Origin of the sequence: Arthrobacter sp. YD4 (genome assembly GCF_030410515.1) — a bacterium.
Classification (GTDB): Bacteria; Actinomycetota; Actinomycetes; order Actinomycetales; family Micrococcaceae; genus Arthrobacter.
Map to the genome: position 1 here is coordinate 824,185 of NZ_JAUHHD010000002.1, position 10,834 is coordinate 835,018.

At 69.1% G+C, this 10,834-nt stretch carries 13 protein-coding genes and 1 rRNA gene; 10 read left to right on the top strand and 4 right to left on the bottom strand.

Going from position 1 to position 10,834, the window contains the following annotated elements:
* Position 1 precedes the first annotated feature (1 nt).
* The 3 genes from QWJ39_RS08340 (at position 2) to QWJ39_RS08350 (ending at position 2,806) form a co-directional block, all read left to right on the top strand.
* Positions 2-832, top strand: coding sequence for an ABC transporter ATP-binding protein (locus tag QWJ39_RS08340; RefSeq protein WP_290257275.1), 831 nt, complete (start codon positions 2-4; stop codon positions 830-832).
* A gap of 53 nt (positions 833-885) precedes the next feature.
* Positions 886-1,881, top strand: a complete 996-nt coding sequence (locus QWJ39_RS08345) for a siderophore-interacting protein (RefSeq protein WP_290257324.1) — start codon at positions 886-888, stop codon at positions 1,879-1,881.
* 103 nt (positions 1,882-1,984) lie between these two features.
* Positions 1,985-2,806 (top strand): SGNH/GDSL hydrolase family protein, encoded by an 822-nt coding sequence (locus tag QWJ39_RS08350; protein ID WP_290257276.1) that lies wholly within the window; start codon positions 1,985-1,987, stop codon positions 2,804-2,806.
* A 9-nt stretch (positions 2,807-2,815) separates the two neighbouring features.
* Here the strand turns inward: QWJ39_RS08350 and QWJ39_RS08355 are convergent, their stop codons facing one another.
* Positions 2,816-3,103: a YciI family protein gene (locus QWJ39_RS08355; RefSeq protein ID WP_290257277.1), complete on the bottom strand. Its 288-nt coding sequence runs from the start codon at positions 3,101-3,103 to the stop codon at positions 2,816-2,818.
* 93 nt (positions 3,104-3,196) lie between these two features.
* Between QWJ39_RS08355 and QWJ39_RS08360 the strand changes: the two genes are divergently transcribed.
* From QWJ39_RS08360 to QWJ39_RS08370, 3 genes are all read left to right on the top strand, one after another.
* Positions 3,197-3,694, top strand: a complete 498-nt coding sequence (locus QWJ39_RS08360; protein WP_290257278.1) for a MarR family transcriptional regulator — start codon at positions 3,197-3,199, stop codon at positions 3,692-3,694.
* Positions 3,695-3,744: 50 nt separating this feature from the next.
* Positions 3,745-4,506 carry an SGNH/GDSL hydrolase family protein gene (locus QWJ39_RS08365; protein ID WP_290257279.1) on the top strand — a complete coding sequence of 254 codons (762 nt, stop codon included), beginning with the start codon at positions 3,745-3,747 and terminating at the stop codon, positions 4,504-4,506.
* 65 nt (positions 4,507-4,571) lie between these two features.
* Positions 4,572-5,960, top strand: a complete 1,389-nt coding sequence (locus QWJ39_RS08370) for a GH1 family beta-glucosidase (protein ID WP_290257280.1) — start codon at positions 4,572-4,574, stop codon at positions 5,958-5,960.
* Between the two features lie 12 nt (positions 5,961-5,972).
* On the opposite strand, the gene QWJ39_RS08375 is transcribed toward QWJ39_RS08370, so the two are convergent.
* The 3 genes from QWJ39_RS08375 to QWJ39_RS08385 are packed head-to-tail and all read right to left on the bottom strand — an operon-like array spanning position 5,973 to position 8,774.
* On the bottom strand, positions 5,973-6,731 hold the full coding sequence (locus QWJ39_RS08375) for an FAD:protein FMN transferase (RefSeq protein WP_290257281.1): 759 nt from the start codon (positions 6,729-6,731) through the stop codon (positions 5,973-5,975).
* 40 nt (positions 6,732-6,771) lie between these two features.
* Complete coding sequence (locus tag QWJ39_RS08380) at positions 6,772-7,335, bottom strand: FMN-binding protein (RefSeq protein WP_290257282.1); 564 nt, start codon at positions 7,333-7,335, stop codon at positions 6,772-6,774.
* Positions 7,332-8,774, bottom strand: a complete 1,443-nt coding sequence (locus QWJ39_RS08385) for a ferredoxin reductase family protein (protein WP_290257283.1) — start codon at positions 8,772-8,774, stop codon at positions 7,332-7,334. The genes QWJ39_RS08380 and QWJ39_RS08385 overlap by 4 nt, the downstream gene beginning before the upstream one ends.
* Positions 8,775-9,235: 461 nt before the next feature.
* Between QWJ39_RS08385 and rpmB the strand changes: the two genes are divergently transcribed.
* The 4 genes from rpmB to QWJ39_RS08405 form a co-directional block, all read left to right on the top strand.
* On the top strand, positions 9,236-9,472 hold the full coding sequence (gene rpmB, locus QWJ39_RS08390) for a 50S ribosomal protein L28 (protein WP_056737118.1): 237 nt from the start codon (positions 9,236-9,238) through the stop codon (positions 9,470-9,472).
* Complete coding sequence (gene rpmG, locus QWJ39_RS08395; RefSeq protein WP_290257284.1) at positions 9,472-9,639, top strand: 50S ribosomal protein L33; 168 nt, start codon at positions 9,472-9,474, stop codon at positions 9,637-9,639. Before rpmB ends, rpmG begins: the two co-directional genes overlap by 1 nt.
* Positions 9,640-9,643: 4 nt before the next feature.
* Positions 9,644-9,949, top strand: a complete 306-nt coding sequence (gene rpsN / locus QWJ39_RS08400; RefSeq protein WP_043485315.1) for a 30S ribosomal protein S14 — start codon at positions 9,644-9,646, stop codon at positions 9,947-9,949.
* 675 nt (positions 9,950-10,624) lie between these two features.
* Positions 10,625-10,834, top strand: a 16S ribosomal RNA gene (locus QWJ39_RS08405); the annotation flags it as partial.

Consider the following 10,834-nt stretch of genomic DNA (forward strand, 5'->3'; position numbering starts at 1 on the left):
GATGGCAGAACTCGCCGCACAGGATCTCACCCTCGACTACGGAACCACGCCGGTGGTGGCCGGCCTCAGCTGCACGATTCCGCCCGGGAAGGTGACCATGATTGTGGGCGCCAACGCCTGCGGCAAGTCCACCCTGCTCCGCGGCCTGTCCCGGTTGCTTAAGCCCGCGGGCGGCGCGGTCACCCTCGACGGCCAGAACATCCGGTCCCGTCCGGCCCGGGACCTCGCCCGGCAGATGGGTCTGCTCCCGCAGCATCCCTCCGCCCCCGCCGGACTCCTCGTCCGGGACCTCGTCGGCCGTGGCCGCTATCCCCACCGCGGCGCCTTCGGCGGGTGGAGCCGGGACGACGAAGAGGCCGTAGACCGGGCGCTGGCGGCCACGGACACCGCGCACCTTGCCGGACGCGACGTCGACGAACTCTCCGGCGGCCAGCGGCAGCGGGTCTGGATTGCCATGGCCCTGGCACAGGAGACCGGGCTGCTGCTGCTGGACGAACCCACCACCTACCTGGACCTCGCGCATCAGGTGGAGGTGCTGGACCTGCTGACCGACCTGAACCGACGCCACGGCACCACGGTGGTGGTCGTGCTGCACGACCTGAACCTGGCCGCACGGTACGCGGACCACCTCATCGCCCTCAAGGCGGGGCGGATCGTGGCCGAGGGCGTGCCCGCGGCGGTGGTCACAGAGAAGTTGATTCGGGAGGTGTTCGGCCTGGAATGCCGCGTCATGCCGGATCCGGTATCCGGGACGCCCCTGGTGTTGCCACTCGGGCGCCACCACACCGCACCCGCCCCGGCCGGCGGCGACGTGATGGTGGCGATCCCGTGACCGCCCAGCGTACGGCGCGGCACCCGGTCCCCGAAGCGCTCGCCGAGCAGCCGATGTCCCGCGCCTTCGACGTCACCGTCTCCGCCGTGCGGGACCTCAGCCCCAGCTTCCGGCGGATCACCCTCGGCGGCTACGCGCTGCGCGACTTCGGCGTCCACGGCCCCACCCTGGACCTCCGGGTGAAGCTGGTGCTCCCGTCGTGGGCGGCGGACGGAACCGCGATGCCCCTCCCGGCCTTCCGGGTCGAGGAACCCGGCTGGTACCGCCAATGGCTGGCCATGGACCCGGACGTCCGCGGGACCATGCGCACCTACACCGTCCGGCGGGCCCGGCTGGACGCCGTCTACCCCGAGATCGACGTCGACATCGTGCTGCACGCTCACGGGGGCGCCGGAATGGACGGCAGCGGAGCGGACGCCGAAGGCCCGGGTGCCACGTGGGCCCGGCAGACCCGGCCCGGGGACCGCGTCACCCTGATCGGCCCGAACAGCCGCGCCGCACACTGCGTGCTGGAGGATACCTACGCCGGCATCGAGTGGCGGCCCGGCGCCGCCCGGCGGATCCTGCTGGCCGGGGACGAGACTGCGGTCCCGGCAATCTGCGCGATCCTCGAGAGCCTGCCCCCGCACCTGAGCGGCGACGCCGTCCTGGAGGTCCCCGACGCCGGCGACATCCGGCACATCACCACGGAGGCCGACGTCGCCGTCACCTGGCTCCCGCGCCGCACCGCGGCCGCGGGGAAACCTTCCGACGGAGGCCGGCCGCACGGCGAACTGCTCCGGGACGCCGTCCGGGACATCATCTCCCGCCCGGATGGCGCCGGCGCCCTGACGGGGACGGCCGCCCCGGAGACGGAAGCGGTGACGGAAGACGCGGACCTCTTGTGGGAGACCCCGGAAAGTGTCCCGGCCAGCCCGTTCTACGCCTGGATCGCGGGCGAGGCGGGCACCGTTCGGGAGCTGCGGCGCTATCTGGTCCGCGAGGCGGGGATCGACCGGGTCAACGTCGCGTTCATGGGGTACTGGCGGCGGGGCCGGGCGGAGCTCTAGGCAGGGTGAGGGAGAGCGGGCGGCACCATCCCGGTGCCAAGCCGCCGCCCGCAGTTCACCCTCCCGGCACCGGCTGGTTGGCCGGCGGCGCTACCGTGGCGGCATGGCCGTGAACCTCTTGCATCCGGGCCCGGACGGGCGGCGGGTTTACGTCGCCCTCGGCGATTCCTTCACCGAGGGCGTCGGGGACCGCAGCAAGCACCTGCCCAATGGCGTCCGGGGTTGGGCGGACCGGGTGGCCGAGAGGCTGGCGAAGGCGGACCCAGGCTGGGAATACGCCAACCTCGCCATCCGCAGCAAGCGCCTCCGGCAGATCATCGCCGAGCAGCTGGAACCGGCGCTGGCGATGAAGCCCTCCCTTGTGACCCTGTACGCCGGCGGCAACGACCTGCTGGACCTCGGCACCGACATCGAGGACCTGATGGACGACTACGAGGTCCTGGTCGCCCGGCTCACCGCCTCGGAGGCCACCGTGGTGCTCTTCACCGGCTTCGATGTCAAGGTCTCCGTGCTACTCGAACCCTTCAAGCGCCGCAACACCCTCTACAACCGCCGGGTCCGGGAACTGGCCGACTGGTACGGAGCCGTGCTGGTGGACTACTGGGCCTTCGAGGCGTTTCAGGACCCCAGGATGTGGGATAGCGACCGGCTCCACATGTCCAAGGCCGGCCACAAGTACCTCGCCGCGCAGGTCCTGGACCATCTGGGCGTACCGCACAGCATCAGCCCCAAGGAATGGGAACCGCCTGCCCCGCTGGGGTTCCGCGACTGGGAACGGCGGCAGCGGCGCTGGGTGCACGACTGGGTGCTGCCGCTGTTCGGCCGGAAGCTGCGCGGCGTCACCCTGGGGGACCAGCTCACCCCGCGCTGGCCGCAGCCGGTGCGGGTGCCCGAGAAGGGCGGGCTGAAGAAGCTGCTGGCCTGACGCTCCGGCCTAGCCGTCCAGCAGGTTCTCGAAGCCGGGGGCCACCCGGCTGGCGTGGAACTCCTCGACGTCGTAGTCGGCCACGCCGTTGACATAGAACGGGTCCGCGAGCAGCGCCGCGTCCAGGTCCCCGCGCTCGGCATTGGAGAGCAGCAGCCCACCGGTCCGGGGAATCTTCCGCCCGGCCACCATGAAGACGCCCCGGTCGAAGGCGTCCTGCAGCCACTGGACGTGCGCGGGCAGGTGGAAATCGACGATCTCTTCGGGGACCTTGTAGGTGAGCGACACGACGTACATAGCGTCAGCGTACCGCCTGTCCGGGCGACCCGGCAGGGATAGAAAACCATGGAGGGTTGAACCGTCAAGCTTCGCGGCTCCTAGAATGGAGCCATGACCGATCCGCGCTGGCTCAACGCCGAGGAACGCCGTGCCTGGCTGGCACAGCTGAGCATCAACACCCTGCTGCCGGCCGCGCTGGACACCCAGCTGCACTCGGCCGGAAAGCTCTCCCTCTTTGACTACAACGTCCTGGCCATGCTGTCCGAGGCGGAGGGCCGCTACCTGCCGATGAGCGAACTCGCCGCCCGCACCAGCGCCTCGCTGTCCCGGCTCTCGCACGTGGTCACCAAGCTGCAGAACCGGGGATGGGTGGAACGCCAGCCCCACCCGGGGGATGCCCGCGTCACCACGGCGCACCTGACCGACGCCGGGCTGGAAACCTTGGTGGGGCTCGCCCCCGCCCACGTGGAGGCGGTGCGCGAGTTGTTCCTCGACGCCCTGGACCCCGACGACGTCGCCGCCCTCGCCCGGATCGGCGAGAAGGTGGTGGCCCGGCTGGACCCTTGCCACTGGATCCTGCGTGAGAACGGACCCGTCGAGGCCGGGTAGGCCTTCGCGCCTCCTTGGTTGCTTCCGGCAACGGGTGACAGACTGTCTGCATGGATTTCAGCACCCGGTATGTGGCCCTCGGAGACTCCTTTACCGAAGGCGTCGGCGACGACGATCCGTCCCGCCCCAACGGGGTGCGCGGTTGGGCCGACCGGGTCGCCGAGCAGCTCGGCGCCGCGGACCCGGGCTTCGGCTACGCCAACCTGGCCATCCGCGGCCGGAAACTGCGGCAGATCCTGGCCGAACAGGTGGATGCCGCCGTCGCGCTCAACCCCACGCTGGTGACCATCTACGCCGGCGCTAACGACATCCTCCGGCCCACCATCGACATTGACGGGCTGCTCGTGGAGTACAACGAGGCCGTCGCCAAGTTGACCGCCACCGGCGCCACCGTGGTGATGTTCACCGGCTTCGACGCCCGCGGGTCCAAGGTCTTCAGCACCATGCGTGGCCGCACCGCCATCTACAACGAACTGGTCCGCGGCATCGCTGGCGACCACGGGGCACTGCTGGTGGACTACTGGCGCTTCAGCGAATACTACGACTGGGGCATGTGGGCCACGGACCGGATGCACATGTCCCCGGCCGGGCACGCCACCATGGCCCGGCGGGTCCTCGACGTCTTGGCCCATGAGCATTCCATCGACGTGCCGCCCATGGCCCCGGTCCCGGAACTCAGCCGCTCCGAGGCGCTCGCCGCCAACGCGCGCTGGGTCCGGGAATTCGCCGGACCCTGGGTGATGCGGCGGGTCACCGGGAAGTCCTCCGGCGACGGCCTCTCGCCGCGGTATCCTCAGCTGACCCACCTCTAGGCCCTGCGGGGCAGCGGCCGCCGCCCTGACACAAGGATGAGCACCGTCCAAAGGAGCAGCACCGGATGAACAGCACCCCAGTGACCTTCCCGCCCGGCTTCCTTTGGGGCGCCGCCACCGCCGCGTACCAGATTGAGGGCGCGGCCCGGGAGGGCGGGCGCGGCGAATCGATCTGGGACGTCTTCAGCCGGGTGCCCGGCGCCGTGGCTGACGGGCACAACGGCGACGTCGCCTGCGACCACTACCACCGCACGGCGCAGGACATCGCGCTGATGCAGGACCTGAACCTGGCCGCCTACCGGTTCTCGGTCTCCTGGGCCCGCTGCATGCCCGACGGCGTCACCCCCAACCCGGAGGGAATCGCTTTCTACTCGGACCTGGTCGACCGGCTGCTGGCGGCCGGGATCACGCCCTGGATCACGCTCTACCACTGGGACCTGCCCCAGGCGCTGGAGGACAAGGGCGGCTGGGCAGCCCGGGAGACCGCCGAACGCTTCGCGGAGTTCGCGGCCCTCATGCACGGGGCGCTGGGGGACCGGGTCCGGTTCTGGACCACCCTGAACGAACCCTGGGTCTCGGCCTTCCTGGGCTACGCCGCCGGCCTTCACGCCCCCGGCCGCAAGGACCCTGCGGCCGCCCTCGCCGCCGTCCACCACCTGCTGCTGGGCCACGGTTTGGCGGTGCGGGAGCTCCGGAGCCGGGACGCCGCCGCCACCGTGGGCATCACCCTGAACCTGACCGTCGCGGACCCCGCGGACCCGGACCGTGAACTGGACCGCGACGCCGCCCGGCGCGCGGACGGCCAATCCAACCGGCTGTTCCTGGATCCGCTCTTCCGGGGCGAATACCCCGCGGACGTCCTGGCCGACGTCGCGCACCTCGGCATGGCCGACGTCGTCCGGCCCGGAGACCTCGAACTGATCGCCGCGCCGCTGGACGTCCTGGGCGTCAATTACTACCACGGGAGTGCCTTCACGGCGGAGCCCGGTCGGGACCCTGACCCGTCCTCCCCGATGGTGGCCGCCGACGGCGTGCACACCGTGCCCCGCGGACTCCCCCTCACCGGCATGGGCTGGGAAGTCCAGCCCGATGGGCTGCGCCGGTTGCTGGTGCGGCTGCAGCGGGAATACACGGGGCCGGCCGGGATTCCGATCTACATCACCGAGAACGGCGCCGCGTACGACGACGAACCGGACGCGGCGGGCTTCGTCAACGACGAGGACCGGCGGAACTTCTTCGAACTGCACCTCCGCGCGCTGCACGCCGCGATTGCCGAGGGTGTGGACGTGCGCGGCTACTTCGCCTGGTCCCTGCTGGATAACTTCGAGTGGGCCTTCGGCTACCACCAGCGCTTCGGCCTGGTCCGGGTGGAGTATGACACGCAGCGCCGGATCCCCAAGGCCAGCGGGCTTTGGTACGCCCGGGTCGCGGCGTCGAATGCCCTGCCGGGCTGACGGCCGGGAACGCTATGCGCGGAAACCGGGTGTGGCGAGCAGCCCGCCGTCGCGCCTGACCGCGAGGACCTGGATGTCCCAGCCGTCGGTGGCGCGGTTCAGCATCGGGAGCCCTCCCGCCACGATCGCGGTGGCCAGTACGTCGGCGGTCACGATGTCCGCCGCGGCGACCGAGACCTGCAGGAATTCGCTCGGCCCGGTGGACCGCGTCCAGATGTGGTCGCCGCGTTCGGCCGACCCGGAGGTGGCCAGCGCCCGCGCGGTGGTGCTGCCGCCCAGCGGGTATGCGGCCAGCAGGATGCCGCGGTCCTGCGGATCCACGATGCCGGCCTGCCAGGTGGCCGTGGTCCCGACAATCGGCGAGCCGGAGACCAGCACGTCGCCGCCGGCGTTGAGGCACCAGTCCGTCAGCCCCAGCGACGCCAGGGCGGCCCCTGCCTCCTGGACCGCGTAGCCCTTGACCAGCCCGGACAGGTCCGGGGCCCCGTCGGGACGTTCCGGGGTAAAGGCGCTCTCGGTCAGCAGCCGCCAGTTCGCGGCCTCGGCGTAGCGGTCCCGGAAGCCGGCCGAGGTTTCCTTAGGCGTCACCTCCCGGCGGGCCACCCGGCTGGCCTCCGAATCCGGCCGGTAGAGGCTGAACTGCCCGTCGAGCTCCCGGAAGATGCGTTCGACGGCGTCCGCGGCCGAGCCGAGGGCCTCCTCCGTCGCGGCCGGGGGGCCGCCGTCGTCGTTCCCCGCCATCGGGACGGTGAGGCCGATGACGGTGCCCATGCACTGGAATGTCCGGGCCTTCAGTGCCGGGCTTTCCGGCTTAGAGGTGGGCCGCATCGAGGGCCGCCTGCAGCGAGGTCAGGTACGCGGAGCTGGTGACGGTGGCCCCGCTGATGGTCTGGACGTTGGCGGACTGGGCCTGGAGCACCTCGGAGCGCAGCAGGGGAGCGGCGCGGTTGCTGATCTGCACCGAGCGGCGGTCCTCGTCCGTGAGCTGCAGCGCCTTGACGTCCGTGATCTTGCCGCCGCTGACGCTGATCTGCACCTGGACCGAGCCGAACCGGGTCTGCACCGAGTCCCCGGTGAAGGTGCCGCCGGCACTGGAGGAACCGGAGGAGCTGCCGGAGGATCCAGACGCGCCGCTGCCGCTGGTGCCGGTGCCGGAGGACGTGTCCCCGGAAGCTGCGGACCCGGACGACGAGCCGCCGGCGGAACTGCCCAGCCCGGACTTGGCGGACCCTGTGCCGGTGGTCCCGGTCCCGGCGGTTCCCGCCGTCGTGCCGACCGCGCTGGCCGATTCGGCCACGTGGGCGCCGGACTGCCAGCCGGCCAAAAGGATCCCGGCGGAAGCCAGGGTCGCGGAAACTACTGCGCGAATTCTCACCAGTCAAACCTTTCGTAGTGGAGTTGTTCTTCCCGCACGCCGGCCTGGCGTGCGTCGTCGAGGACGTTCCGGGCCCAGGCATCCGGGCCGCAGACGTAGATGTCGGAGCCGGCCAGGTCGGGAGCGTAGCTGGCCAGCCGGTAGCCGGCGCGGGACTCGCTCTCGGGCAGCCAGGTGCTCACGCCCCGGGGCCGTCGGCCGGTCAGGTGGAACAGGGTGGCCCCGCGCCGCTGGCAGAGGTCCAGGATCTCGTCGCCGAGGTACAGGCCGGACTGATTGTGACCGCGAAGGATCACCGTGGCTTCCCCCGGCGCGAAGGGCGTGTTCTCGAGCAGCGCCCGGATGGGGGTAATGCCGATCCCGGCGCCGATGAGGACCACCTTTCGCCGGCTGCGGGAGGCCGAGCTGAACAGCCCGTACGGTCCCTCCACCGCTACCCGGGTGCCCGGCCGCAGCCGGGCCAGGGCGGCGGAACCGCGGCCCAGGTTCCGGACCGTGATCCTGAGCCGGCCGCCGCCGTCGGCCCCGAACGTCACGGGCTCGGCGGAGAGGCTGAAGGGGTGAGGGTGCCACCACTGGCCGGGGGCAAGGAACCGCCAGATAAAGAAACGGCCGCCGCTGCCGGCCAGCTCGTCAAGGTGCCGGCCAGTCATTTCGATGCTGACCACGCCGTGGCCGGCGGAGACGACGCGGCTGACCGTCAGCTGGTGCCGGACGGTGGCAACGATCGGCTCCAGGACCCGGTAGTGCGCCAACGCGGCGCCGGTCCCGATGCAGACGGCCAGCCAGTACCAGCGCTGCCAGGTGCCCTCGGCGAAGAGCCCGCCGACGCTGAACTGGTGCGGAATGGCGGTCAGGACCGCGGCGTAGGTCAGCAGGTGTACCGCGTACCAGAACTCGTAGGGGAAGCGGCGGCGCACGGCCACCAGGGAGGTCACGACGACGGCGATGAACAGCAGGATGGAGATGTACGCCAGCCACATGTCCGGCACCTGTACCCAGAGGGACACTGCCTCGCTGACGGGGTCCAGGCCGTCCGCCATCCCGTAGCCGACCGCCAGCAGGACGCCGTGGGCCAGGAGCAGGTACAGGGCGGGTTTCCCCAGCTTGCGGTGGAATTCGAGGGCCCGGTCGTGGCCGACGGCCCCGTCGATGATGGGCAGCCGCGCCGCGAGCAGCAGCATCAGCAGCACCAGGTCCATGCCGGCGAGTCCGGCCACGATGCCCAGGGCCGTGAAGGTTCCGCCCGGGGTGGAGAAGCCGGATGCGCCGCCGTCGGCGAGCCACAGGGCAATGGCGGCTGCGACGGAGGACCAGGCGATGACCGTGAGCAGGTCGCCCCTGAACATCCGCCGGCGGTGCTGCGCCGCGAACGGGTTGCCGCCGGCCCCGGCCCGCCGGGCGAGGGGCTGCTGAGCAGTCTGGGTCGATGTGTTCATGGATCCAGAATCTGCCCGTTCCCTTTCGTTTTGCTGTGAAAGAACTGCGCCCCGCTTAAGTCTTCGCTGCAGGCCGGGCGGACCGCCTTATACACCCTCGGACCCCCGGATTGGTCTTTAATTCCGCGAGATCGTAGACTTGGTAGGCGCTAGGTGGCGCGGAGCGTGGGCAATTGCTCCGGTTGACGGGAAAGTCTGCAGTGCAGACGGCCCCGAAGGCCGGTAGTTAGGGGCTCAAGTTGCGCGCGTTCCTGTATTCGCCCGGCATCCCGGTACCGCAGTGAAGGCTCTCGAGTTCTCCCTGACGGTTGTCCCGGACTCCTTCATCAGTTCCCCGCAGCACGGTTTCGGCCGTCGTCGTGAGGGGCCCGTTCGAGGGGAGCTGGCGGCGGACGCTGCCTATCGCACGGTAACGCGGAACTCCGCCTGCCGTTTCATTTATTTTCATGAGGAGAGTCGTCATGGCAGCACACTGCCAGGTGACCGGAGCCGAGCCGGGCTTTGGACACAGCATTTCGCACTCGCACCGCCGCAACAAGCGCCGGTTCGACCCGAACATCCAGAAGAAGCGCTACTGGGTTCCGTCCCTGCGCCGTAATGTCACCCTGCAGGTCTCTGCACGTGGCATCAAGACCATCGACGTACGCGGCATCGACGTTGTCGTCGCCGACATCCTGGCACGAGGAGTGAAGCTCTAGTGGCAAAGGACAAGGACGTACGTCCGATCATCAAGCTCAAGTCGACCGCGGGCACGGGTTACACCTACGTGACGCGCAAGAACCGTCGTAACGACCCGGACCGCATGGTCCTGCGGAAGTACGATCCCAAGATCCGCAAGCACGTCGAATTCCGAGAGGAGCGCTAAGCACATGGCTAAGAAGTCAATGATCGCTAAGAACGAACAGCGTAAAGTCATCGTCGAGCGCTATGCTGCAAAGCGCCTCGAACTGAAGAAGGCCCTGGTCGACCCCAACTCGACCGACGAAGCCCGCGAAGCTGCACGCCTCGGCCTGCAGAAGCTGCCGCGCAACGCTTCCCCGGTCCGCCTCCGCAACCGCGACATCATCGATGGCCGCCCGCGTGGCACCTTCCAGAAGTTCGGCATCTCCCGTGTTCGCTTCCGCGACATGGCTCACCGCGGTGAGCTCCCGGGCATCACGAAGTCTTCCTGGTAATTCAGCACTCCTGAAGCCAGTGGCTTGAGAGGGGCCGGCAACCGTCATGGTTGCCGGCCCCTTGTGCTTTAAGCCGCCGGGGCTGGCTGCCGTGGGGCTGCTGGCGCCGGGTCCGCGGGGTGGTGACCGAGCGCACACGGACCCGTTTTGGGTACGACGGCGGTTGATTGGGCCCCGAAGAAGCGCTGGGTCCCGGGTTTCCGGGGTTTTCGGGGCGGGGGAGGGTCTTGGGGGTGCGATTTGTGCGCTCCGGTGTTCGTGTGTAAAGTTATTCGAGTCGCCGCCGCTGAAGCGGAAAGATAGCGACCGACCCCCTTGTTGAACGGCCTGAAAAATGGTGCGGAATTGTGTTCCGGTTTTTCGGGTGGGGACCCTTTCCATTGCGTGGGATTCGGCGGTTATGCCGGTTTGCATTGCGGTTGGTGATCGGGTAAGTTTGAAAAGTTGCTCCGGAGCGAGTCATGACCCTGAAGGGGTTGTGGTGGTGCCGGGTGTGTCTGTTGTTTGAGAACTCAATAGTGTGCCAAGTTTGTTGATACCGATTGTTTTATTGATTGGTTGAAATTGCCGAATCGTGCCGCCCCTGTGGTGTGGTTTGGTGTTTTAGCTGGTTTCAAATTTTGTGCAGCATGTGGTCGCCGTTTTCCCGGTGGCGCGTGTTGTGTCTGTTTGTTTTCAACGGAGAGTTTGATCCTGGCTCAGGATGAACGCTGGCGGCGTGCTTAACACATGCAAGTCGAACGATGATCCCCAGCTTGCTGGGGGGATTAGTGGCGAACGGGTGAGTAACACGTGAGTAACCTGCCCTTAACTCTGGGATAAGCCTGGGAAACTGGGTCTAATACCGGATATGACTCCTCATCGCATGGTGGGGGGTGGAAAGCT